The following is a 24,822-nucleotide window of genomic DNA, read 5'->3' on the forward strand; positions in this document are numbered from 1 at the left end:
GTCGCGCAAGCTGTACCCGAACGTCGACTTCTACTCGGGCATCGTGCAGCGCGCGCTGGGCATCCCGACCTCGATGTTCACGTGTATCTTCGCGATGGCGCGTACGGTCGGCTGGATTGCGCAGTGGAACGAAATGATCGCTGATCCTGAACAGAAGATTGGCCGTCCGCGTCAGCTGTTCATCGGCGACACGCAACGTGAAGCCAAGCCGATCGCGCAACGTTGATTGGTTTAAGTCCGCATCGTTCCCAGTAGTCGGTTCTGCTGCGAGCTGACGCGGAATGTGGTTGATAAGAAATGCCCCGACGGGTTTTCCCGCCGGGGCATTTTGTTTTCAGATTCGATTTCGCGCGTTCGAGCATGAGATCACGCGGCGGTGCAGCAAGCTGCAAGCGCGCGCAGGCGTGCCGGGTAACGTCGATACAGGTATCGGCACTACCACCCAACTCCCTGTTTTTTATCGGTTTTCTTCCTGATTGAGCGGCCCAAAGCGGGATTCTGCGTGGCATAATCGACCGACACGGTCAGCCCGCAGTCATTACTACCCCGCATACCATGGCACAGACTCTCTACGACAAATTGTGGAACACACACGTGGTCCACTCGGAAGAAGACGGTACGACGATTCTCTATATCGACCGTCACCTGCTGCACGAAGTCACCAGCCCTCAGGCGTTCGAAGGTCTGAAGCTGGCTGAGCGTCCGGTGTGGCGCATTAGCGCGAACCTGGCGGTATCGGACCACAACGTGCCGACCACAGACCGCAGCCACGGCATTGCCGATCCGGTTTCCAAGCTGCAAGTCGACACGCTCGATTCGAACTGCGACGCCTACGGCATCACGCAGTTCAAGATGAACGATCTGCGCCAGGGCATCGTGCACATCATCGGGCCGGAGCAGGGCGCCACGCTGCCGGGCATGACGATCGTCTGCGGCGATTCGCACACGTCCACGCACGGCGCGTTCGGTGCGCTCGCGCACGGCATCGGCACGTCGGAAGTCGAGCACGTGCTGGCCACGCAAACGCTCTTGCAGAAAAAGAGCAAGAACATGCTGGTGAAGGTAGAAGGCGCGCTGCCGCGCGGCTGTACTGCGAAAGACATCGTGCTCGCCATCATCGGCAAGATCGGCACGGCAGGCGGCACCGGCTACGCGATCGAATTCGGCGGCTCGACCATCCGCGCGCTTTCCATGGAAGGCCGCATGACCGTCTGCAACATGGCGATCGAGGCAGGCGCGCGCGCCGGCATGGTCGCGGTCGACGACACCACCATCGAGTATCTGAAAGGCCGCCCGTTCTCGCCGGAAGGCGTGGAGTGGGATCACGCGGTCGAGTATTGGAAGCAGTTCAAGACGGACGAAGGCGCGCACTTCGATCGCGTGGTCGAACTGAACGCCGCGGATATCGTGCCGCAAGTCACGTGGGGCACGTCGCCGGAAATGGTCACGGCCGTAGACGGCCGCGTGCCGGATCCGGACCGTGAAAAAGATCCGGTCAAGCGCGACGCCATGGAGCGCGCGCTGAAATACATGGCGCTCGAACCGAATGCGCCGATCGAATCGATCAAGCCGGATAAAATCTTCATCGGGTCGTGCACCAACGCGCGTATTGAAGACATTCGCGCCGCGGCTTACGTCGTGAAGAAACTGGGCCGCCGCGTGGCGCCGAACATCCGTCTGGCCATGGTCGTGCCGGGTTCGGGTCTCGTGAAGGCACAGGCGGAACGTGAAGGCCTCGACAAGGTCTTTACCGACGCCGGGTTCGAATGGCGTGAACCAGGTTGCTCGATGTGTCTCGCCATGAACGCCGACCGGTTGGAGCCGGGTGAGCGTTGTGCGTCCACGTCGAATCGTAATTTCGAAGGTCGTCAGGGCGCCGGTGGGCGTACCCACCTCGTGAGCCCCGCGATGGCTGCGGCCGCCGCCATCGAAGGGCATTTCGTCGATATTCGCAAGCTTGGATAAACACGCATGATGAAGAACATGAATCGCACCACTCTATTGCGTCGCTTCGCGCTCGGTTCCCTGGCTGGGCTTTTGCTCGGTCTAGCCGGTTGCAACACGGTGCACGGATTCGGCGAGGACATGTCGCACCTCGGCAATTCGATCAGCAATCACGCTGATAAATAAGCGGTTTTTGATTTTTGCCGGCCATGCGCCGAGCGGCTTTGCGGCCGCCGCGCGCATCGCCCGGTCTTGAAACAGGTGCCAAGCGTCATGGATAAATTCATCGTACACACCGGCGTCGTGGCGCCGCTCGATCGCGAGAACGTCGACACGGACGCGATCATTCCGAAGCAATTCCTGAAGTCGATCAAGCGCACGGGTTTCGGCCCGAACGCATTCGACGAATGGCGCTACCTCGACCACGGCGAGCCGGGTCAGGACAATTCGAAGCGTCCGCTGAACCCGGATTTCGTGCTGAACCAGCCGCGTTATCAAGGCGCTTCGGTGCTGCTGGCGCGTAAGAACTTCGGCTGCGGCAGCTCGCGCGAGCACGCGCCGTGGGCATTGGAGCAATACGGTTTTCGCGCGCTGATCGCGCCGAGCTTCGCCGACATTTTCTATAACAACTGCTTCAAGAACGGCGTGTTGCCGATCGTGCTGACCGAACAGCAAGTCGATCACCTGTTCAACGAAACGTATGCGTTCAACGGCTTCAAGCTGACGGTCGATCTCGAAGCGCAAGTCGTGCGCACGTCGGACGGCGGCACGGAGTATCCGTTCGAAGTCGCGGCATTCCGCAAGTACTGCCTGCTGAACGGCTTCGACGACATCGGCCTCACGCTGCGCCACGCGGACAAGATTCGCCAGTTCGAAGCAGAGCGGATCGCGAAGCAGCCGTGGCTCGCGCACCGAATCGTCGGTTGAAGACGTAAGGGCGTAGCGCCCGCTTACGGATTCAAGCTCAAAAGTCTCGAAGAAAATCTCAAGGAATTCGCATGAAGATCGCAGTGTTGCCGGGCGACGGCATTGGTCCCGAAATCGTCAAGGAAGCCGTCAAGGTCCTGGATGTACTCGGCGAGAAATTCGAACTCGAAGAAGCGCCGGTTGGCGGCGCGGGCTACGAAGCGAAGGGCCATCCGCTGCCTGATTCGACGCTGGCGCTGGCAAAAGAAGCCGACGCGATCCTGTTCGGCGCCGTTGGCGACTGGAAGTACGACTCGCTCGAACGCGCGCTGCGCCCGGAGCAGGCCATTCTCGGTCTGCGCAAACACCTGCAACTGTTCGCGAACTTCCGCCCGGCAATCTGCTATCCGCAGCTCACCGGCGCATCGTCGCTGAAAGAAGAGATTGTTTCGGGCCTCGACATCCTGATCGTGCGCGAGCTGAACGGCGACATCTATTTCGGCGCGCCGCGCGGCGTGCGTTCGTCGCCCGACGGCCTGTTTGAAGGCGCCAAGGAAGGTTTCGACACGATGCGTTATTCGGAACCCGAGGTGCGCCGCATTGCGCACGTTGCGTTTCAGGCAGCGCAAAAGCGTCAGAAGAAGCTGACCAGCGTGGACAAGGCGAACGTGCTTGAAACGTCGCAGTTCTGGCGTGATGTGATGATCGACGTTTCGAAGGAATACGCGGACGTCGAACTGTCGCACATGTACGTGGACAACGCGGCCATGCAGTTGGTCAAGGCGCCGAAGGCGTTTGACGTGGTTGTTACCGGCAACATGTTCGGCGACATTCTCTCCGACGAAGCGGCCATGCTCACGGGCTCGATCGGCATGCTGCCGTCGGCCTCGCTCGACAAGAACAACAAGGGCTTGTACGAGCCGTCGCATGGTTCGGCACCGGACATCGCCGGCAAGGGTGTCGCGAATCCGCTGGCCACCATTCTGTCGGCTGCCATGATGCTGCGCTATTCGTTGAACAAGGCCGAGCAAGCCGATCGCATCGAAAACGCCGTGAAAAAGGTGCTCGAACAAGGTTTCCGCACCGGCGACATTCTCACGCCGGGTTGCAAGCAGGTCGGCACGGTTGCCATGGGCGACGCGGTCGTCGCAGCACTGTAAAAAAGCGCGCGAAGCAAGCAGTAGTCAGGTCGTCAAACGGCCTTTAAAACGCGAATTGGCCTCGAATGAGGCCGATTCGCGCGTAATACGGGCGACAGCGGCGGACATTGACGTCGCCAGATTCCGGTTTTCGTGTATATTGTAGCGATGGCGCACACAGCTCAAATCTCCTCGATTTCGACACTGCACGGCAAAACGGCCCGTGTGGTTGAGCTCGCCATTACCGCCAAAGCTTCCATTAAAACGATTACCCCGAAAACGATCACGAAGCGCTGATCGTCCGTCGTGCCCGCTCATCTTCCCCGCGCGGTCACTGCGGGCAAAGATGCGGGGAAGTTTCCATTCGAAGGGTATGAAGTCATGAACGTAGGTCTCGTAGGTTGGCGCGGCATGGTCGGCAGCGTCCTGATGCAACGTATGCAGCAGGAAGGCGATTTCGATCTTATCGAACCGGTGTTTTTCAGCACCAGCAACGCGGGCGGCAACGCGCCGTCGTTCGCCAAAAACGAGACCAAGCTCAAAGATGCGACAAGCATCGAAGACCTGAAGAAGTGCGAAGCGATCATCTCCTGCCAGGGCGGCGATTACACGAACGAAGTGTTCCCGAAGCTGCGCGCGGCGGGCTGGAACGGTTACTGGATCGACGCGGCTTCGTCGCTGCGCATGAAGGACGACGCGGTCATCATTCTCGATCCGGTCAACCTCGACGTGATCAAGAACGCGCTGGTCAAGGGCCAGAAGAATTTTATCGGCGGCAATTGCACGGTCAGCCTGATGCTAATGGCGCTCGGCGGCCTGTTCCGCGAAAACCTCGTCGACTGGATGACGGCCATGACGTATCAGGCCGCTTCGGGCGCGGGCGCGCAAAACATGCGCGAGCTGCTGCAGCAAATGGGCACGCTGTACGGTGCGGCCAAGGAAGATCTGGCTGATCCGTCGTCGGCGATTCTCGACATCGACCGCCGCGTGCTCGCCGCGATGAACAGCGACCGCATGCCGACCGACAACTTCGGCGTGCCGCTCGCCGGCTCGCTGATTCCGTGGATCGACAAGGATCTCGGCAACGGCATGTCGAAAGAAGAGTGGAAGGGCGGCGCTGAAACCAACAAGATTCTCGGCAAGCCGGCCATGGGCACGCCCGGTTCGATTCCGGTCGACGGCCTGTGCGTGCGGATCGGCGCAATGCGTTGCCACTCGCAGGCGCTGACCATCAAGCTGAACAAGGACGTGCCGCTGGACGAAGTGAACAGCATCCTGGCGTCGGGCAACGACTGGGTCAAGGTGGTGCCGAACGAGCGTGAAGCGTCGATGCGCGATCTGTCCCCGGCGGTCGTGACGGGCACGCTGACGGTGCCGGTCGGCCGCGTGCGCAAACTGGCAATGGGCGGCGAATATCTGTCGGCTTTCACGGTCGGGGATCAGCTGCTGTGGGGTGCTGCGGAACCGCTGCGTCGCATGCTTCGCATTGTGCTCGACAAGTAAAGTAAACTACGCGCTCACGACGCGTAGAAAACTCAAGAAGCGTCGCGCTTGCGCGGCGCTTTTTTCATTGTGTGCTCCGATTATCTTGTCTCTCTCCAACCGCAAAAAAGGGCTGCGCGCTGACGCGCCAGGAGTCCCGATGAACCTTCGACTCTCATCCCTTCGGGCTATGTTCGTTCATCAAGGTGCGCGCCGACTGACGGCCGCCGCCGCTTTGGCTCTCGCGCTGGGTCCCGCCGCCGTGGGCAGCGCGCTCGCTGCGCCGGGCGACGCCGCGAGCGCGCCGGACGCGGCCTCCGTTTCCTACGCGAACGGTGGTCAATTCACGGTTCGTCCAGGGCAGTCGCTGAACGACGTGGCGATTGCCGTCACGCAGTCGCACGACCGGGCGACCCTCGCACGCGCCTCGCGCGCGTTGTTCGAGGCGAATCCTAACGCCTTCATGAGCCATGATCCGAGCCGGATGCGCGTGGGTGCGGTGTTGACGGTGCCGGCGCTGGACGCCTCGGGGGCGCTGGCTGCGTCGTCGGCGGGTGTTGCGTCTGCTGGTTCTGCAGCAGCTGCGCCTGCTTCGGCACCGAGCACAGCTACGGCGAGCGGCGTCGCGCAGGTCAATGCAGCGCCGTCAAGCGCGGCGACGCCAGCCGTCCCTGCCGTGTCTGCGACGACAGCCACTCCTGCCGTGTCGGCGCCGGCCAGTGCAGTTGCCGAGGCAAGCTCTGCGACGGCGGGCGGTACGGCTTCCTCTGCGCCGATCGCCGGATCGCAGGCAGCAGTATTGCCGGCCAGCACCGCTCATGAATGGACCGGCTCGATTCAGCCCTCAGCTAGCGAGCCTGTTGAAGGCGCCTCGGCGGCCGGTGCCGGAACAATTGGCGCGGCGAGCACCGCACAACCGGCTTCGCAGCCGCGTGTGCAAGTCTCGAGTTTGCAGCAATTGCTCGCATTGAAAAACCGCGTGCTGATGGAATTGCAGAAGCATGGCATTGGCGGTACGCCGGCTGTTAAGGGCGGCGCGTCGACTGGCGTCGCGCCGTCGGCACCCGGTGCGTCCTCGGTGGCGGCTGCCCCTGGTCACGCCGCTACGCCGGCAGCTTCGACGTCGAAGGATGTCGGCATGTCGCAGACGGAACTGAGCGTGGCGGCTGCGGTTGGTGCGGCGCTGGTTGCGCTGCTCGCGGCGTTGCGTATGGGGCGCCGGAAGCGCGAGCGCGCCGCGGCGGCTGAAGCTGCGTCGGAGGGGAGCGATTTTGCGGCGTCCGGGCGGTCAGTGGGCCCGCAGGAGGTTATTGAGACGCGCGCGCAGACTTCGGTACACGAAACGCCGGACGCGAACGACGAGGTGGCGGCCCGAAATGCGGCGGCGCTGGCGGCGACTGAACGTGAGGCCGCGGAAGGTGACGCGGCGGCGCGTGAGATGGCGGAGCGAGTGGCAGCAGAACGCGACGCGGAAATTCGCCGGGCGGCGGCGCGGGAGGCGGAAGAGCAGGCGTTGGCACGCGCAGCCGCAGAAAAGGCTGCGGCGGAACGTGTGGCCGCAGAAAAGGACGCGGCGGAGCGTGTGGCCGCAGAACAGGCCGCGGCGGAACGTGCGACCGCAGAGCAGACCGCGGCAGAGCCCGCAGCCGCAAAACAGGCCCCAGCAGAACGTGTAGCCGCAGAGCATGCAGCCGCAGAGCATGCAGCCGCAGAGCATGCAGCCGCAGAACCGGCGGCGGCAGAACAAGCAGCGGCGGAACAAGCGGCGGCCGAACAAGTGGCAGCCGAACAAGCGGCAGCCGAACACGCAGCAGCCGAACACGCAGCAGCCGAACATGCAGCAGCCGAACACGCAGCAGCGGAACACGCAGCGGCAGACCGCGCAGCAACTGAACAATCCGCATCGAGCCACGCATCCACCAGCCACGCAGCGGCACCCGCACAAGACCCTGCCGCACCCCAGCACGTCTGGCACGAACACGACACAACATCCGCATCCGCCGAATCCGCGCACGTCGAGCCGAACAGCGCGCCGTCCGCTCAAAGCGATTTCGCGCCCGAACCCCTTCCTGCGCCCCCGCTCGATCACTTCGATGACGCGACCATGGCCGCGAGCCTTGCCGCCGCCGCGGAACTCGGCGCCGAGGCTCTGCCGCTGGCGCCGCCCGAGCCCCTCGACGAAGCCTTCCCGCACGAGGAACCCGTTCATCGTTTGCAATGGGACGATGTGCCCGCCGAACCGCAGGAACCGTCGGTCGAACTGCATCAATCGGCGCAGACTGAGCACGCGCCGTCGGTGCCGGCTGAGTTTCCGCGCGACGCCGTCGATGCTTTCGGCAGCCTCGACATGCCGTTGCCACCGCGCGTCGAGTCATCCGCTGACCGCGTGCATGCACCCGCTTCGCTGTCGACGCAACCGGTGGCATCGCCGGAAGCCACGGCGAAACAGTCCGCCGCCGAGCACCACCCGGACGACACACCGCACGTCGCCGATGAGATTGCAGCCGGTACCGCAGGTCACGCGTCCGTCGCCGGCTTGGGCGCCGGTTTCGGCGCCGGCTTCGGTGCGTCCGGCTTCGGCGCGCTGAAGCTCGATTTCGACCTCGAGTTGCCGCCCAGCCCGGCCGAGCCGTTGCCGGCATTTACGCCGGCCGATCTCACCCGCATCGCCCGCAACAAGCTCGATCTGGCTGCCGAGTACATCGAACTCGGCGACCTGTCCGGCGCGCGCGCGCTCATCAACGAAGTGATCGAGACGAACGATCCGGGTACGCGCACCGAGGCCCGCGCGTTGCTCTCGACGCTCGCCCCGTTGTCGTGAAGCGTATCGCTCTAGGCGTCCAGTACGACGGTTCGGCATTCTGCGGTTGGCAGTCACAACCGCACGGCAACACCGTCCAGGACGAGCTCGAACGGGCGCTGCGCGAGTTCGCGCAGACGCCGGTGCCCACCGTGGTTGCGGGCCGCACCGATACAGGAGTGCATGGCCTCGGCCAGGTCGTGCATTTCGATACCGAACTCGACCGCGCGGACGTGTCCTGGGTTCGCGGCACCAACTCGTTTCTGCCGAAGACGATCTCGGTGCAGTGGGCCAAGCCGATGCCCGACGAGTTCCACGCACGTTTCTCGGCATTCGAGCGGACCTATTACTACGTGCTTTACGTCCATCCGGTGCGCTCGCCGATGCTGGCGACGCGCGCCGGCTGGCTGCATGCGGCGCTCGACGTCGACGCGATGCGGGCCGCCGCCGCTCATCTGATCGGCGAGCACGACTTTTCGGCGTTCCGCTCGTCGCAATGCCAGTCGAAAACGCCGGTCAAGCATCTGTATCAGATCGACGTGCAGCAGCAGGGCGACTTCGTCCATTTCCGTTTTCGGGCGAACGCGTTCCTGCACCATATGGTGCGCAACCTGATGGGCTGTCTCGTCTACATTGGCCGTGGCCGTCGCCCGGTTGAATGGATGGCCGAGGTATTGGCGAGCCGCGATCGCGAGGTCGCCGCACCGACCTTCATGCCCGACGGCTTGTATCTGGCGCAGGTGGGCTATCCTGAGCAATTCGCCGTGCCCGCGCCGCAGACGGGCAGCGTGCCGTGGAGTACCGTATGGACCGAGCAGGCGCAAACATGAAATCAACTGAAAACTTCGCGAACGAATCCAATACCGGTGTGGACCAGCAGGCCATGCCGCATCGCACGCGCATCAAGCTGTGCGGCCTGTCGAAGCCGGAAGACGTGGCCCACGCGATCAACCTCGGCGCCGATGCGATCGGCCTCGTGTTTTACCCGCCGAGCCCGCGTTCGGTCAGCGTCGCGCAGGCCGTCGAGCTGGTGCACGACGTGCCGCCGTTCGTCTCGGTGGTCGGCCTGTTCGTCAACGCTACGCCGGACTGGATTCGCGAAGTGGTGAGCAACGTCGGGCTCACGCTCTTGCAGTTTCACGGCGACGAGACCGCGGAGCAGTGCGAATCGCTTGCCGGCGTTGCGGGTTTGCCTTGGTTGCGTGCGTTACGCGTTGCGGCGGATACTCAGCCGGCCGATTTGGTAAAATCGGCTCTTAGCTATTCAGCAGCCAGCGGCCTTCTGTTCGACACCCATGTCGAAGGATACGGCGGCGGCGGGAAGGTCTTCGATTGGTCACTTATTCCAGCAGGGCTCGCGCGTCGGGCCGTTTTGAGTGGTGGGTTGAGCGCGCAAAACGTCAGTGATGCGATCCATCGCGTGCGCCCGTACGCGGTCGATGTCTCGAGCGGCATCGAAACGCCGGGCGCCAAGGGCGTGAAAGATCACGCCCGGATGGCGGCGTTCGTACGCGCAGTGCGCGCAGCGGACGCTGAATGATTCCGGCGCCGCGATGCTCTCGCACGAGAGCCGCGCGCCACACTGAGAAGAGTGATCACCATGTATAACTTGCCTGACGAAAGAGGCCATTTCGGCCAGTTTGGCGGCTCGTTCGTCGCTGAAACGCTGGTTCACGCGCTCGACGAATTGCGTGAAGCCTACGAGAAATATCAGAAAGACCCCGACTTCGTCGCCGAATACGAGCGCGAACTGAAGTATTTTGTTGGCCGTCCGTCGCCGATTTACCACGCACAGCGCTGGAGCGAGATGCTCGGCGGCGCGCAGATATTCTTCAAGCGTGAGGATCTGAATCACACCGGTGCGCACAAGATCAACAACGTGATCGGCCAGGCGCTGCTCGCCAAGCGCATGGGCAAACCGCGCGTGATCGCGGAAACCGGCGCCGGTCAGCACGGCGTGGCCACGGCCACCATCGCCGCGCGTTTCGGCATGGAATGCGTCGTCTACATGGGTGTCGAAGACGTGCGCCGCCAGGCGGCCAACGTCTACCGTATGAAACTGCTCGGCGCGACCGTCGTGCCAGTCGAATCCGGCTCGCGCACGCTGAAAGACGCGTTGAACGAAGCCATGCGCGACTGGGTGACGAACGTCGAAGACACGTTCTACATTATCGGCACGGTGGCAGGTCCGCACCCGTATCCGATGATGGTGCGCGACTTCCAGCGCGTGATCGGCGATGAATGCAAGGTTCAAATGCCTGCATTGGTCGGCCGTCAGCCGGACGCCGTGATCGCGTGTGTTGGCGGCGGTTCGAACGCTATGGGTATCTTTTACCCGTATATTGACGACACATCGGTGAAATTGATCGGCGTGGAAGCGGCTGGCGACGGCATCGAAACCGGCCGCCACGCTGCTTCGCTGATCGGCGGAAGCCCCGGCGTGCTGCACGGCAACCGCACCTACCTGCTTCAGGATGAAGACGGGCAGATCATCGAGACGCATTCGGTGTCGGCGGGCCTCGATTATCCGGGCGTCGGTCCGGAGCACGCGTGGTTAAAAGAGAGCAAACGCGCGGAATATGTCGGCATCACCGACGAAGAAGCGCTCAAAGCGTTTCACGACTGCTGCCGCATCGAGGGCATTATTCCGGCGCTGGAATCCAGTCATGCGCTGGCCTATGCCGCAAAACTCGCGCCGACGCTGCCAAAGGATAAATACCTTCTGGTCAATCTGTCGGGTCGCGGCGACAAGGACATGCATACGGTCGCTGAGCGATCGGGCATTCAGTTCTGAGCGCCGCGACGATGCGTGACGAGTTCGACGAGCCGCAGCCGGCAATTGAAACCACGCCGGCCGCCGATGCACCGGCGGCCGAGGCGCCTGCACTGCTGTTGCCGCAGGTGCCCGCCGGCATTCAGCTGTTGAACCGCGATTTTCTGTCCGATGTAGCGAACATTCCCGACGGGTCGATCGACCTGATCCTGTGCGATCCGCCTTATGGGCTCGGCAAGGATTACGGCAACGACTCCGACATGCGTACGGGCGAAGACTTTCTCGCCTGGACGCGTGGCTGGCTCGAGCTGGCTATTCCGAAGCTCAAGCCGTCGGGTTCGCTCTACATTTTCTGCACGTGGCAGTACGCGCCGGAAATCTTCAGCTTCCTGAAGACAAAACTCACGATGATCAATGAAATCATCTGGGACCGGCGTGTGCCGAGCATGGGCGGAACGGTGCGCCGTTTTACCTCGGTGCACGACAACATCGGCTTTTTCGCGGTATCGAAGGATTACTTCTTCGATCTCGATCCCGTCCGCATCCCGTACGATGCCGCCACGAAGAAGGCGCGTTCGCGTAAATTGTTCGAAGGCAGTAAGTGGCTTGAGGTTGGCTATAATCCAAAGGATGTCTGGTCGGTTTCGCGTCTGCATCGGCAACATGCCGAGCGCGTCGCGCATCCCACCCAGAAGCCTCTGGAAATTGTCGAGCGGATGGTGCTGGCAAGTTGTCCGAAGGGCGGCCGCGTGCTCGACCCTTTCATGGGCAGCGGCACCACCGCAGTCGCTTGCGCCCGTCAGCAGCGCGAATTCGTCGGCTATGAGATCAATGAAAGTTACTGCGCGATCGCGCGTGAGCGTGTCAGCGCTGCTGCCGCTCCGCCGGTGGCGCGCCGGGTCAAAGCCAAAACTCAACGGCAGACCGAAGTGCAATGAGCGTGCAATGAGCACGCTGCGCGGTAACTCAATTCGAGAATATTCCATGTCCCGTATCAAGAACACGTTTGCTGCGCTGTCCGCCCAAGGCAAGAAAGGCCTGATTCCGTTTATGACGGCCGGCGACCCGGATCCTGCCCGTACGGTCGAATTCATGCATGCGCTCGCCGCCGGCGGCGCGGATGTGATCGAACTCGGCGTGCCGTTTTCCGACCCGATGGCCGATGGCCCGGTGATCCAGCAGTCGTCGGAGCGCGCATTGGCGCACGGTGTGACGCTGCGCCGCGTGATCGCCGACGTCAAACGCTTCCGCGAAACCAATGACACGACGCCCGTCGTGCTGATGGGCTACGCGAATCCGATCGAGCGCATGGGCGCCGAGGCTTTCGCAAAGGCCGCCAAGGAAGCTGGCGTGGACGGCGTGCTGGTTGTCGACTACCCGCCCGAAGAGTGTGCTAACTTCGCCGAACAGATGCGATCTGCCGGCATCGATCCGATTTTCCTCCTTGCGCCCACGTCCACCGACGAGCGTATCGCGGAAGTCGGCAAAATTGCCAGCGGCTACGTCTATTATGTGTCGTTGAAAGGGGTGACCGGAGCGGCGAATCTGGACGTTTCCAGCATCGCGAGTAAAATCCCGGCCATCAAGTCGCGCGTCCCCTTGCCGGTGGGCGTCGGTTTCGGCATTCGCGACGCGCAAACCGCGCGTTCGGTGGCCGAAGTTTCCGATGCCGTCGTGATCGGCAGCCGTATCGTGCAATTGCTGGAACAAGCGGCGCCCGACACCGCCGCCGAGACGCTCACGCGCTTCGTCGCCGAGGTGCGCGAGGCGCTGGATAGCATCGCGACTGCCCGATAACAGTTAATTTTTGTCTTCTGTAGTGTGAGCGGCGGGCTTGTCCCGCCGTTTGCGCGATCGTAGACCCCAGAAGGATTCAATATGAGCTGGCTCGATAAACTGCTGCCGCCGAAAATCAAGCAAACCGACCCGAAGAACCGCAAGGGGATTCCGGAAGGCCTGTGGATCAAGTGCCCGTCGTGCGAAGCGGTGCTGTACCGCAACGACGTCGAGGCCAATCTGCACGTTTGCCCGAAGTGCGATCATCACATGCGCATCGGCGCGCGTGAGCGGCTCGACGGCCTGCTCGATCCGGAAGGTCGCTACGAAATCGGCCAGGAAATCGTCCCGGTCGACGCGCTCAAGTTCAAAGACAGCCGCAAGTATCCGGATCGTCTGAAAGAAGCCATGGACGACACCGACGAAACCGACGCAATGGTCGTCATGGGCGGTGCGATTCATACGCTGCCGGTGGTGGTGGCCTGCTTCGAGTTCTCGTTCATGGGCGGCTCGATGGGCTCGGTGGTCGGCGAGCGCTTCGCGCGCGGCGCGCATAACGCGCTCGAACAGAAGGTGCCGTTCATCTGCTTTACCGCATCGGGCGGCGCGCGGATGCAGGAAAGCCTGTTGTCGCTGATGCAAATGGCGAAGACCACGGCCATGCTGACCAAGCTCGCCGAAGCCAAGCTGCCGTTCATCTCCGTGCTGACCGATCCGACCATGGGCGGCGTGTCGGCCAGTTTCGCGTTTCTCGGCGACGTGGTGATCGCAGAGCCGAAGGCGCTGATCGGCTTTGCCGGCCCGCGCGTGATTGAACAAACCGTGCGCGAGAAGCTGCCGGAAGGTTTCCAGCGCGCCGAGTTCCTGCTCACGAAGGGCGCGATCGACATGATCGTCGACCGCCGCAAGCTGCGTGAAGAAATCGCTCAATTGATGGCGCTGTTGAGCCATCAGCCGGCTGACGCGGTGGCGTAAGCCGGCTGCGCGGTGGAGTGGCGCGCTTTGTCGAGCGCGCCCGCCGTCAAAAAAAGCAGTAAAAATAGCGCGCCGCGTGAGGGATCAAGCGGCGCGCTGTCATTTCCGGGATAATCACGGTCTCGCAACGCAGCGCCGGTTGCCGACGAAGGCCGGCGGAGGCGGTGAGTTTCCGCGCATAAACCGCCCCAGAGACTAGGCTCTGGCCGCAGCCGCAGCCGCAGCCGCAGCCGCAGCCGCAGCCGCAGCCGCAGCCGACCGCTCGCGGCGCACATTCGCAATACTGCCAAATCGATTCACTCGCGATTCACCCGATGACCACATTCCCCACCCTCGACGCGTGGCTCACGCACCTCGAATCCGCGCATCCGGTCGGCATCGACATGGGTCTGGCCCGCATCACCCAGGTGCGTGACGCGATGCAATTGTCGTTCGCGTGCCCGGTCATCACGGTCGGCGGCACGAATGGCAAGGGTTCCACGTGCGCGATCCTCGAATCCATTCTGCTGCGCGCTGGGTTCACGGTCGGCTGCCACACGTCACCGCATCTGCTGTCGTTTAACGAACGCGCGCGGGTGAACGGCGAAATGGCCAGCGACGCGGATCTGCTGCCGCACTTCGAGGCCGTCGAAACGGCGCGGCTGAGCCTCGCCGAACCGGTCACGCTGACCTACTTCGAATTCACGACGTTGGCGATCATGAGCCTGTTCGCTTCGCGCGGCCTGGATGCGGTGATTTTCGAAGTCGGCCTGGGCGGCCGTCTCGACGCGGTCAATATCCTCGATACGGATTGCGCGATCATCACCAGCATCGATATCGATCACACGGACTATCTCGGCGATACGCGAGAGAAAATTGCCTTCGAAAAAGCCGGCATTTTCCGGCCGGGCAAGCCGGCGATCTGCGCGGACCCGGTGCCGCCGCAATCGCTGATCGATTACGCTGAAAAAATCGGCGCGGAATTGTGGCTGTTCGGCCGCGATTTTCGATACGAAGGCCAGGCAGGCAGCGAACGCCAGCAATGGAGCTACGTCGGCCCGACCATGCGGCGTTCGGCGCTGGCCTATCCGGCGCTGCGCGGCGCGAATCAGTTGATCAACACGTCAGCGGCGCTTGCCGGTCTCGAAGCGCTGCGTGACCGCTTGCCGGTGTCGGCCCAGGACATCCGCCTCGGCCTTGCGAATGTAGAACTGCCCGGGCGTTTCCAGGTGCTGCCGGGCAAACCTGCCATTGTGCTCGATGTCGGTCACAATCCGCACGCGGCCGCCGTGCTGACGCAAAACCTCGGGAACATGGGCTTCTTCCCGTACACGTACGCGGTGTTCGGCGCAATGCGCGACAAGGACATAGCCGGCGTATTGGCGCACCTGAAAGGCGAAATCGACCATTGGTGCGTGACCGATTTGCCGACGCCGCGGGCGGCGTCAGCGGAAGAGCTCGAAACGGCATTGCGCGAGCAGTGCGTGGGCGAGGGCGCCGACAGCAGCGTGACGCGCTACGCCACACCAGCAGAGGCTTTCCAAGACGCGCTAAAACGAGCGTCAGAGAATGATAGAATCGTGGTTTTCGGCAGTTTCTATACGGTAGCAGGCGTCATGGCCTACCGTAAATCGCAGCAACACTGAACGGGCGCCAGGCTCGAACCAAGCGATTCATGGGAATTTTCTCGTTCGGCAAGAAAGACGACGCGCCCAACCGGCGCGGCGCAAATACCAGTTCCACCCGGGCCGCCCGTGGCGAGCGCGTGGAGCGGCGAACCCGCCGCACGGAGCGCACCGTCGACGCCGATGCGATGCTGCTCGACCCTACGTTGCCGGAAAAGCAGCGTGCGCGTCGCCGCCTGGTGGGCGCGATCGCAATGGTCGTGGCCGCGGTCGTCATCTTGCCGATGGTGCTGGATTCGCACCCCAAGCCCGTCACAGACGACATCTCCATCGACATTCCAAGCCGTCCCGCGCCGAAGCTCGCCAAAGCCGAGGAAGCCACGCAGGCCGGTGTAGCACCCGACAATCCCACGCCAGACTCAGCAATCGCCGCATCCGGTCTCGCGCCGGCCACGGCAGCAGCCAAGCAAGCCCAACCTGGCGTCACGAAACAATCGAGCGCGGAAGCAAACGCAGCGGCAGCCTCCGCGGTCAAGCCGGCGACGAAACCGCAGGCGCCGTCCGTTGCTGCCAACACCACGCCGGCGGCGCCCGCAGCGCCAGCCAAGCCGGCCAAGCCTCCGGTTACGCATAACGCCGCGACCGTTCCGGCGCCGACCGCTCAGGCCACGAGTTCCGACGACACGAACACGGCCGCCAGCGCGGACGCGAATTCCGGCACGCCGGCCTCGCCGGCTGGCAGCCGTTTCGCCGTGCAACTCGGCGCGTTCGCGAACGACGCCAACGCGCGAAACTGGGCTGCCAAGTTGAAAGCGGCAGGTGTGCCCACATATACCGAACATCGGAAGCAGGCAGACGGCTCCACGCTTACGTTACTGCGGGCCGGCCCGTTCGCCGACCGTGCAGCGGCGAGCGCCGCCATTGCAAAGGTTCGCGAGGCCGGCTTGATGTCGGGCGCGAACAGCGGCGCCGCACAGTAAGTCGGCGATGTTCACTGCCTTCGACTACGCTGTAATGGCGGTGATCGGTTTGTCGGCGTTGCGCGGCACATGGCGCGGGTTTTTGTCCGAGATATTCGGGTTGATCGGCTGGATCGCGGCATTTTTCATTGCTTGCCGCTTTGTCGGTTACGTCGTGCCGTTTATCCCGTCTACTTGGCCGGGCGGCGCGTTGACCCAGTGGCTGCTGGCGTTCGCGCTGGTGGTGATCGGTGTGGTGCTGGTGGCGAGCGTGCTGAACGCCCTCTTGAGCCGCATCGTGCAGGCAACCGGCTTGAGCGGCGTGGACCGCTCGCTCGGTTTGATGTTCGGCCTCGTGCGCGGGGTCATTCTGGTGCTGATTCTGGTCGCCCTGGCTGGCTTGACCGAACTGCCCCAACAGGAATTCTGGCGCAACGCCTTGCTTCGGCCCTATGCGGTCGAGGGCGTGCACGTAATGAAACCGCTGCTTCCCGAGACGCTTGCTGCCTACGTCCGAGTGTGACGATCAGGCGAGTGATGAGGGAAACGCAGCAGGACTCCGGCGCAAACCGGCTGCCGTTACGTTCGGTCGCGTAACTTGCATACGCCCCGAAGCAGGTCCCCTCGGGGACTCCGTTGCAGGCAGCGGTCGCCATGACGAATTTCGTACCTTTGAAGGACATGCCATGTGCGGCATCGTAGGCGTAGTTTCCCACTCTCCGGTCAATCAGCTGATCTATGACAGCCTGCTGCTTCTGCAGCATCGCGGTCAGGACGCCGCCGGCATCGCGACAGCGAACGGCAGCAATTTCCACATGCACAAGGCTAACGGCATGGTGCGCGACGTGTTCCGCACGCGCAACATGCGCAGCCTGCCCGGCACGACCGGTATCGGCCAGGTCCGCTACCCGACCGCTGGTTCCGCGTCGAGCGAAGAAGAAGCCCAGCCGTTCTACGTGAACGCGCCGTTCGGCATCATCCTCGCGCACAACGGCAATCTGACCAACTGGCAGCAGCTGAAAGATGAGATGTTCCGCATCGATCGCCGCCACATCAATACCAATTCCGACACGGAAGTGATGCTCAACGTGCTCGCGCACGAACTGCAGCTCTCCAGCTCGGGCCTGCAACTCGATCCGGCCGCGCTGTTCAACGCCGTGTCGGGCGTGCATCGCCGGGTGCGCGGTTCGTACGCAATCGTGTCGCTGATCGCGGGCTACGGCCTGCTGGGTTTCCGTGACCCGTTCGGCATCCGCCCGCTGTGCCTCGGCAAGCAGGAAACGGCCGAAGGCGTCGAGTGGATCCTCGCGTCGGAATCGGTGGCGATCGAAGGTATCGGCTTTGAATTCGTGCGCGACGTGGCGCCGGGCGAAGCGGTTTTCATCGACATCGAAGGTAATCTGCACTCGCAGCAATGCGCGACGAACCCGAGCCTGAACCCGTGCATTTTCGAACTCGTGTATCTCGCGCGTCCGGACTCGGTGCTCGACGGCGTGCCGGTCTACAACGTGCGCCTGCGCATGGGCGACTACCTCGCGGAGAAGATCAAGCGCGAACTGCCTGACGTTCCAATCGACGTCGTGATGCCGATTCCCGATTCGTCCCGTCCGGCCGCGATGCAGGTCGCGAAGAAGCTGGGCGTGGAATACCGTGAAGGCTTCTTCAAGAACCGTTACGTCGGCCGTACCTTCATCATGCCGGGCCAGGCTGTGCGCAAGAAGTCGGTGCGCCAGAAGCTGAACGCCATGGGCATCGAATTCAAGGGCAAGAACGTGCTGATCGTCGACGACTCGATCGTGCGCGGCACCACGTCGCACGAAATCGTGCAGATGGCGCGCGACGCCGGCGCGAACAAGGTGATCTTCGCTTCGGCGGCGCCGCCGGTGAAGTTCCCGAACGTCTACGGCATCGACATGCCCACGCGCGGTGAACTGGTCGCCCACGGCCGCTCGGACGACGAAGTCGCGCGCATGATTGGCGCGGACCATCTCGTTTATCAGGACGTCGATGCGTTGAAGCAAGCGGTGCGCGACATCAACCCGGCGCTGAAGGAATTCGAAGCGTCGTGTTTCGACGGCAACTACGTGACCGGCGACGTCACTACCGAGTACCTCGACCGCATCGAGACCGCGCGTCTCGCGCCGTCGTCGCAGTCGGATCGCGACGCCGCGAGCGAAGCGATCGACGGCGGCGCGCCGGCCCGTTCGCAACTGCATCTGCAACTGTCGGTGGGTTGAACGCGACCTGAACGATGCCGCTCGCGGCGTGGCACGCTGCACGCCACGTCGCGAGCGTGTTAGCATGATGGCTTGCGTCGATTTGAACTCAGCTTGCGGACGCGGGGCAACCCGAAACAGCTAAAGCGAATGGTGGACAAGCCGCATTCATCTACCTCCGCTCCAGCTTTCCCCCGCACATGAAGCCCGCTTATGCCGACGCAAAAGCGGGTTTTTTTGTCGCTGCCGTTCGGTAGCACGAGCGTCTCCCGTACGTGGGACGCACACGCCGAACGCAGCCATGGAACATTGGAAACCAGAACCAACATGGACGACTCCCTGAACTTCGATACGCTGGCAGTCCGCTCGGGCACGGTGCGCAGCGACTTCAACGAACATTCGGAAGCGATTTTCCTGACCTCGAGCTTCGTGTTCGCGAGTGCCGCGGACGCCGCCGAAAAATTCAAGAATTCCGAAGACAACTACACCTATTCGCGCTTCACGAATCCGACCGTCTCGATGTTCCAGGATCGCCTGGCCGCGCTCGAAGGCGGCGAGGCCTGCATGGCGACGGCGTCGGGCATGGCCGCGATCATGTCCGTGGTGATGTCGGCGTTGCAGGCGGGCGACCATCTGGTGAGCTCGCAGGCGCTGTTCGGCTCGACGCTCGGCATGTTCTCGCAGATCTTCAGCAAGTTCGGCATCACGACAACGTTCGTCGATCCGACCGATCTGGACGCATGGAAGAACGCCGTGCGCCCGGAGACGAAGATGTTCTTCCTCGAAACGCCGTCGAATCCGCTGACCGAAGTCGCCGACATCGAAGCGATCAGCAAGATCGCCAAGGCGTCGAACGCGATTTTCGTGGTCGATAACTGCTTCTGCAGCCCGGCCTTGCAACAGCCGCTGAAGCTCGGCGCGGACGTCGTGATGCATTCGGCCACCAAGTTCCTCGACGGTCAGGGCCGTGTGCTGGGCGGCGCGCTGGTGGGCTCGAAGCAGTTCATCATGGAAAAGGTGTTTCCGTTCGTGCGTAGCGCCGGGCCGACGCTCTCCGCGTTCAACGCGTGGGTGCTGCTCAAAGGCATGGAAACGCTGTCGCTGCGCGTTGAAAAGCAGTCGGCGAATGCACTCGAAATTGCGCGCTGGCTGGAGACGCATCCGGCTGTGAATCGTGTGTTCTATCCGGGGCTGGAGTCGCATCCGCAGCACGCGCTGGCCATGCGTCAGCAGAAGGCGGGCGGCGCGATCCTGTCGTTCGAACTGAAGGGCGACACGCCCGAGCAGATGCGCGCGAATGCATGGCGAGTGATCGACAACACGAAGATCTGCTCGATCACCGGCAACCTCGGCGATACGCGTACCACCATCACGCATCCGGCGACGACCACGCACGGTCGTGTGACGCCGGAAGCGCGCGCGGCGGCCGGTATCAGCGAAGGTTTGATCCGTCTGGCGGTCGGTCTGGAAAACGCCGGCGATATCCGGGGCGATCTGGAGCGCGGTCTGGCGGGTTGAACGAAGATGTGAGCGTAAAGCTCGATGCGGGACAAGCGGGCCGCTCTGCCGGGCGGCTCGCACAGTGAATAGGCGCGCTGAGACTCGGTGTGGTGAGGCTCAGTGTGTTGAAACTCAGCGCAGTAGAACTCAGCGCAGTAGAACTTAGCGCGGTAAGACCCGGCGCAGTAAGACTCGTCGCGCTAAGACTCAACGCGGTACGCCGCCACGCGTGAAGACCCAGCGCGCTAAGACGCCACGCTGCAGAACCCGGCGCAGCAAACTCCACCGCGCTAAAAACTCAATGGCGCAACGCGCGCCATTGACCGGGCGCCAGCCCGAAACGCCGCGTGAACGCGTGCGTATACGCGCTCTGATCGCCGAAGCCGATATCCAACGCGATATCGGTCAACGAAAGGCGCGGATCGGCGAGCAATGTGAGCGACGTATCCAGACGCAGACGCTGCAAATAGCGATGCGGCGTTTCGCCGAAGGCCTCGATAAAAAGCTGATGAAAGCGCCGCATACCGAACCCGCAATGGGCGGCAAGGTCGGCGATCCGCACAGGTTCTGACAGATGCGCGCGCAACCAGCGGTCAATACGCGCAAAGTCGAGACCGGCGCCGGCCGCCTGGGCGCCCGCCGTCGTGCCCGCGTCGGCCACTAGCGCGGCGCCGAGGCGTGCTGCTGCGTCCCAATGAAAACGTCGTGTGTCCAGATCGTCGCCTTGAGCGCCGCCGGTGGCGTGCGCGGCGATGCGATGTACAAGCTGCGTCAGCGAGGCGTCGACCGTGACGGCCCGCGCGCGGTCGAACAGCCGTTCCGGCACAGCGAGCGACGACGCCGGCAAGTCCAGAACCAATTGCCGGTTCTCGCCGATGCCCGCGTAATCGTGTCGCGCGCCTGCCGGGATGAGCCACGCGGAGCCGGCGTCGATCTGGTGCGCGACGCCGTCTACCGCCATTACCATCGCGCCGTCGAGTCCCAGCACGACCTGATGAAAATCGTGCACGTCCGACGCTTCGATTGCGCCGTAGCGGCGCAATGAAACGCTAGGTGCGGTAACGGCGGCGTGACTCATAGACGAGACGGTGCGCGGCAACAGAACGGCGAAAAAACTTAGACGCCGAGCAGTTCGACTTCGAATACGAGCGTCGCATTCGGCGGAATCACGCCGCCTGCCCCGCGCACGCCGTAGCCGAGTTGCGGCGGGATGGTCAGCTTGCGGGTGCCGCCGACCTTCATGCCTTGCACGCCTTCGTCCCAGCCCTTGATGACCATGCCGCCGCCCAGCACGAAAGCGAATGGGTCGTTGCGGTCCTTGCTCGAATCGAACTTCTGACCATCGGTCAGCCAGCCGGTGTAGTGAACGCTGACGGTCTTGCCGGCCACTGCCTCGGCGCCGGTGCCTTCAACGATGTCTTCGTACTTCAAACCGGATTCGGTAGTCACGGTCGACATGTGTCGCTCCTTAGATCAAAAACGTAAAAACCGACATTGTAGGCGTGTTGACGTCGCGTCGCCCAGGAATGCCGCGTGGCACGCGGATTGCGTGAACACTGGTCGTCCGGCCAAGCTGATCGCGCCGGATCGCGTGCCTATAATGGGGCTTCTTTCAATCATCATGCACCGCCTGAGAGGGCTCGATCGTGACAACGTCTTCAACCGGAAATGCTGGCGCAAAGCTGGTGCCTTCCGGCTTCGCCGTCTCCGAACGCACCGCGCATCTGCGCGCTGAAACCGCGCTGTTCATGCGTGACCATGTGTTGTCACTGGTGTCGCACGACCTGCGTGGTCCATTGAATGCCATTCATAGCTGGGCCTACGTGCTGGAGCGCAAGCTCGACGCGAACGACCCCAACGCGCAACGCGCCGTCACCGGCATTCGTAATGGCGTGGACCAGCAGGTCAAGCTGCTCGAGACGATCGTGGACGCCACGCGCGCCGAAACCAAATCCCTGGCGCTTGCCTACGCGCCATTTTCCCTGCATCCGTTACTCGATGAGACCGCCGAAGAAGTCCGCTCGGGCCTCGCTCGCGCGCGCGGCGTGGAAGTCACGGTCGATTCGCAACTTGCCACCCAGCAGCTCAATGGCGACCGCGAGCGCCTCGCGGCTGCGCTATGGCTAATGCTCACGTTCGCGGTCGAAACGAGCGCGGAAGGCGCCACGGTCACGCTGGTCACGAAAGCGGATACGAGCGCATGGCACGCTAGCGTCGCCTACGAAACCAACAGCGCCGCGTTGGAAGATCCCTCCTTGCCGCATGTCCTCGAAGCGTTTGCCCGCAAGCAGGCGCGCGAGCCGCGCGAAGCGAAGCGGATCGCGTGGGTGCTCGCGCTGTGCAAGCGCATTGCGGAAGCGCACGGCGGCAGTTTCGAGCAAGGCGACGCGACCGACGGCACCACGGCCACGCTCGCGCTGCGCGTCCCGCTGCACGCAACGGCTGCGAAATGAGCGGTTCGACATAGCTGCGTGCTCCGCGCGAAAAGTTTTCACCGAGCTTTCACCCTCTATACTGACAACTTTTGTTGCCGGAGCCTTTCGCTTTGATCCAGGTTGTCGCCCTTATCGGTGCGTTGTTTCTCGTCGCCCTCAACGGTTTCTTTGTTGCCGCTGAATTCGGTCTCGTCAAACTGCGGCAGACGCGCGTGCAAAGCCTTGCCACCAAACACGGCATGCGCGGACGTCTGCTGGGCAAGGTGCACGGACGCCTCGACGCTTACCTCTCCGCATGTCAGCTCGGCATCACGCTGGCGTCACTCGGGCTTGGCTGGATCGGCGAGCCCGCGTTCGCGGAATTGCTCACGCCGGTTTTCAGCCTTCTCGGCGTCGAGTCGGAGAAACTGATCCACGGCATCTCGCTCTTCTTCGCGTTCTCGTGCATTTCGTTCCTGCACATCGTGGTGGGCGAACTCGCGCCGAAGTCGCTGGCGATTCGCGAGGCGGAGAAGGTCTCGCTATGGGCCGCCACGCCGCTGTACGGCTTTTATTGGGCCATGTATCCGGCGATCTGGGTGCTCAATACGAGCGCCAACGCCGTGCTCAAACTGGCCGGGCTCGACGCCGATCACGGCCACGACTCGCACTATTCGACCGACGAACTCAAGCTTATCCTGCGCGGCCGGCGCGCCAACGTCGCGACTGAGTTGGGTTCGCCGGACGGCGCCTACAGCCAGGACGAGTGGAACACGATCGCGCACTCGCTGGATTTTTCGCGTATGACCGTATCGGACCTCATGCGTCCGGCCTACGAGATGATCGGCCTGCGCCGTGATCTGCCGTTGCGCGAAAACATGCAGGTGGTGGCGCGGCACCGCTTCAGCCGCTATCCGCTGTTCGAAGACGCATCCGGCGAACGCGTGGCCGGCATGATCCATTTGAAGGACTTGCTGTTGGCCCGCCACGCGGGCAGCACGCTCGACGATCTCTCCAAATACGCGCGCCCGGTGCAGTACGTCACGCCGGATTTGCCGGCGCTCGAACTGTTTCGACGCTTCCGCAAGGGCGCGCCGCACTTCGCGCTGGTCGGCCATAAGCGCGAGAAGCCGATCGGTTTTCTGACACTCGACAATCTGCTAGGTGCACTGGTCGGCCAGATCCACGACGAATTCCGTCAGGGCGACGCCGACTGGACCCGCATGGACGACGGCACCTTGATGGGCAAGGGCAGCTTGCCGGTGGTGTCGCTGGAACGTGCGTTGGGCATCGACATCGACGAAGGCAAGGCCGAATCGGTCGGCGGCCTCGTCATTCAGGCGCTCAACGATCTGCCCACCGAAGGGCAGCGAATCGAGTTCGACCGCTTCGACGTGGTGGTCAAGAAGATGAAAGGGCCGCGTATCGTGCTCGTGCGCGTCTATCCGAAAACTTTCGACGACGAAGGCGGTTAACGCGCAATAGTGCCGCCCGTGACTCAGCGCGAGGCGGTATCCGAAGGAGCGCGCTGCAGCGTCGCGCAGGTAGAATTGGCGTCCACACCATTGGGGGCGACATGGGATATCTGCTGGTGCTGTGCGTCGGATTGCTGGCCGGCACATTGAGCGGCGTGGTCGGCACCGGCTCGTCGATGATGCTGATGCCTGTCCTCGTGATGCTGTTCGGTCCGCAACAGGCAGTGCCCATCATGGCGATCGCGGCAATCATGGGCAACTTCGGCAAGGTTCTCGCGTGGTGGCGCGAGATCGACTGGCGTGCGTGCGGCGCCTACTGTGTGACCGCCGTGCCGGGTGCGGCACTGGGCGTGCGCACGCTGCTCGCGTTGCCGCCGCACGCGGTCGAAATTGCGTTGGGCTTGTTCTTTGTCGCCATGGTGCCCACGCGGCGTTGGCTCGCGCGGCGCGCCATCAAGTTCTCGTTGTGGCAGCTTTCCCTGATTGGTGGCGCGGTGGGTTTTCTCACCGGGATCGTCGTGTCTACCGGCCCGATCACGGTGCCTGTTTTCATGTCCTATGGTCTCGTGAAGGGCGCTTTCCTTGCGACCGAAGCGGCGGGCTCACTGACCGTCTATGCCGCCAAAGTCGCGGTTTTCAATCATTTCGGCGCTTTGCCATTACACGTGGTGATCGACGGCCTGATCACCGGTTCCGCGTTGATGGCCGGCTCGTTTGCCGCGAGGACAATCGTGGTTCGGATGAGCCCCACGACGTTCAAACTGGTAGTTGACGGGTTGATGCTGTCGTCGGGGTTGTCGCTGCTTTGGGCGGCGGGGCGCTAGGCCATGCAGACAGCCCACGAAAATCGCGCTCGCTT

Annotated in this window: 23 protein-coding genes; 21 read left to right on the forward strand and 2 right to left on the reverse strand. The window is 63.0% G+C overall.

What is annotated here, in order from left to right; genetic code table 11:
• The 18 genes from P0D71_RS35190 to P0D71_RS35275 all read left to right on the forward strand — a co-directional run.
• The coding region (locus P0D71_RS35190) for a citrate/2-methylcitrate synthase (RefSeq protein ID WP_408483818.1) at positions 1-226 on the forward strand (226 nt) is incomplete at its 5' end.
• Positions 227-555: 329 nt separating this feature from the next.
• Complete coding sequence (gene leuC, locus P0D71_RS35195) at positions 556-1,965, forward strand: 3-isopropylmalate dehydratase large subunit (protein WP_091804879.1); 1,410 nt, start codon at positions 556-558, stop codon at positions 1,963-1,965.
• Positions 1,966-1,971: 6 nt separating this feature from the next.
• Positions 1,972-2,130: an entericidin A/B family lipoprotein gene (locus P0D71_RS35200; RefSeq protein ID WP_040124161.1), complete on the forward strand. Its 159-nt coding sequence runs from the start codon at positions 1,972-1,974 to the stop codon at positions 2,128-2,130.
• A gap of 87 nt (positions 2,131-2,217) precedes the next feature.
• The gene (gene leuD / locus P0D71_RS35205; RefSeq protein ID WP_091804876.1) at positions 2,218-2,871 is read left to right on the forward strand and encodes a 3-isopropylmalate dehydratase small subunit; all 654 of its coding nucleotides are present in this window, start codon (positions 2,218-2,220) and stop codon (positions 2,869-2,871) included.
• A gap of 71 nt (positions 2,872-2,942) precedes the next feature.
• Complete coding sequence (leuB, locus tag P0D71_RS35210) at positions 2,943-4,010, forward strand: 3-isopropylmalate dehydrogenase (protein ID WP_408483819.1); 1,068 nt, start codon at positions 2,943-2,945, stop codon at positions 4,008-4,010.
• A 360-nt stretch (positions 4,011-4,370) separates the two neighbouring features.
• On the forward strand, positions 4,371-5,492 hold the full coding sequence (gene asd / locus P0D71_RS35215; protein ID WP_091804869.1) for an aspartate-semialdehyde dehydrogenase: 1,122 nt from the start codon (positions 4,371-4,373) through the stop codon (positions 5,490-5,492).
• 139 nt (positions 5,493-5,631) lie between these two features.
• Entirely contained in the window at positions 5,632-8,292 is a 2,661-nt protein-coding gene (locus P0D71_RS35220) for a FimV/HubP family polar landmark protein (protein ID WP_408483820.1), read from the forward strand.
• A complete protein-coding gene (gene truA / locus P0D71_RS35225; RefSeq protein WP_091804862.1) occupies positions 8,289-9,101 on the forward strand; it encodes a tRNA pseudouridine(38-40) synthase TruA in 813 nt (270 codons plus the stop codon). The genes P0D71_RS35220 and truA overlap by 4 nt, the downstream gene beginning before the upstream one ends.
• On the forward strand, positions 9,098-9,811 hold the full coding sequence (locus P0D71_RS35230) for a phosphoribosylanthranilate isomerase (RefSeq protein WP_408183588.1): 714 nt from the start codon (positions 9,098-9,100) through the stop codon (positions 9,809-9,811). Before truA ends, P0D71_RS35230 begins: the two co-directional genes overlap by 4 nt.
• A 60-nt stretch (positions 9,812-9,871) precedes the next feature.
• The gene (gene trpB, locus P0D71_RS35235) at positions 9,872-11,065 is read left to right on the forward strand and encodes a tryptophan synthase subunit beta (RefSeq protein WP_091804856.1); all 1,194 of its coding nucleotides are present in this window, start codon (positions 9,872-9,874) and stop codon (positions 11,063-11,065) included.
• An 11-nt stretch (positions 11,066-11,076) separates the two neighbouring features.
• A complete protein-coding gene (locus tag P0D71_RS35240) occupies positions 11,077-11,982 on the forward strand; it encodes a DNA-methyltransferase (RefSeq protein WP_408483821.1) in 906 nt (301 codons plus the stop codon).
• A 46-nt stretch (positions 11,983-12,028) separates the two neighbouring features.
• Positions 12,029-12,841, forward strand: a complete 813-nt coding sequence (gene trpA / locus P0D71_RS35245) for a tryptophan synthase subunit alpha (RefSeq protein ID WP_408183594.1) — start codon at positions 12,029-12,031, stop codon at positions 12,839-12,841.
• Positions 12,842-12,922: 81 nt separating this feature from the next.
• Positions 12,923-13,795: an acetyl-CoA carboxylase, carboxyltransferase subunit beta gene (gene accD, locus P0D71_RS35250; RefSeq protein ID WP_408483822.1), complete on the forward strand. Its 873-nt coding sequence runs from the start codon at positions 12,923-12,925 to the stop codon at positions 13,793-13,795.
• 314 nt (positions 13,796-14,109) lie between these two features.
• The gene (gene folC / locus P0D71_RS35255) at positions 14,110-15,420 is read left to right on the forward strand and encodes a bifunctional tetrahydrofolate synthase/dihydrofolate synthase (RefSeq protein ID WP_408483823.1); all 1,311 of its coding nucleotides are present in this window, start codon (positions 14,110-14,112) and stop codon (positions 15,418-15,420) included.
• 29 nt (positions 15,421-15,449) lie between these two features.
• A complete protein-coding gene (locus P0D71_RS35260; RefSeq protein WP_408483824.1) occupies positions 15,450-16,379 on the forward strand; it encodes an SPOR domain-containing protein in 930 nt (309 codons plus the stop codon).
• A 7-nt stretch (positions 16,380-16,386) separates the two neighbouring features.
• Positions 16,387-16,881 carry a CvpA family protein gene (locus tag P0D71_RS35265; RefSeq protein ID WP_035561040.1) on the forward strand — a complete coding sequence of 165 codons (495 nt, stop codon included), beginning with the start codon at positions 16,387-16,389 and terminating at the stop codon, positions 16,879-16,881.
• Between the two features lie 163 nt (positions 16,882-17,044).
• On the forward strand, positions 17,045-18,595 hold the full coding sequence (gene purF, locus P0D71_RS35270; RefSeq protein WP_091804841.1) for an amidophosphoribosyltransferase: 1,551 nt from the start codon (positions 17,045-17,047) through the stop codon (positions 18,593-18,595).
• A 306-nt stretch (positions 18,596-18,901) separates the two neighbouring features.
• A complete protein-coding gene (locus P0D71_RS35275) occupies positions 18,902-20,092 on the forward strand; it encodes an O-succinylhomoserine sulfhydrylase (RefSeq protein ID WP_091809005.1) in 1,191 nt (396 codons plus the stop codon).
• Between the two features lie 280 nt (positions 20,093-20,372).
• On the opposite strand, the gene P0D71_RS35280 is transcribed toward P0D71_RS35275, so the two are convergent.
• Positions 20,373-21,152 carry an AraC family transcriptional regulator gene (locus P0D71_RS35280; RefSeq protein ID WP_408483825.1) on the reverse strand — a complete coding sequence of 260 codons (780 nt, stop codon included), beginning with the start codon at positions 21,150-21,152 and terminating at the stop codon, positions 20,373-20,375.
• Between the two features lie 38 nt (positions 21,153-21,190).
• Complete coding sequence (locus tag P0D71_RS35285) at positions 21,191-21,532, reverse strand: FKBP-type peptidyl-prolyl cis-trans isomerase (protein ID WP_027803023.1); 342 nt, start codon at positions 21,530-21,532, stop codon at positions 21,191-21,193.
• A 188-nt stretch (positions 21,533-21,720) separates the two neighbouring features.
• Between P0D71_RS35285 and P0D71_RS35290 the strand changes: the two genes are divergently transcribed.
• The 3 genes from P0D71_RS35290 to P0D71_RS35300 all read left to right on the forward strand — a co-directional run bounded on the left by P0D71_RS35290 (position 21,721) and on the right by P0D71_RS35300 (position 24,787).
• Entirely contained in the window at positions 21,721-22,527 is an 807-nt protein-coding gene (locus P0D71_RS35290; RefSeq protein ID WP_408483826.1) for a sensor histidine kinase, read from the forward strand.
• Positions 22,528-22,619: 92 nt separating this feature from the next.
• Entirely contained in the window at positions 22,620-23,963 is a 1,344-nt protein-coding gene (locus P0D71_RS35295; protein WP_091809002.1) for a hemolysin family protein, read from the forward strand.
• A gap of 101 nt (positions 23,964-24,064) precedes the next feature.
• Entirely contained in the window at positions 24,065-24,787 is a 723-nt protein-coding gene (locus P0D71_RS35300; protein ID WP_091804832.1) for a sulfite exporter TauE/SafE family protein, read from the forward strand.
• Positions 24,788-24,822 lie beyond the last annotated feature (35 nt).

The sequence above is a fragment of the Paraburkholderia sp. RL17-383-BIF-A genome, assembly GCF_046028015.1.
In the GTDB taxonomy this organism is placed as follows: Bacteria; Pseudomonadota; Gammaproteobacteria; order Burkholderiales; family Burkholderiaceae; genus Paraburkholderia.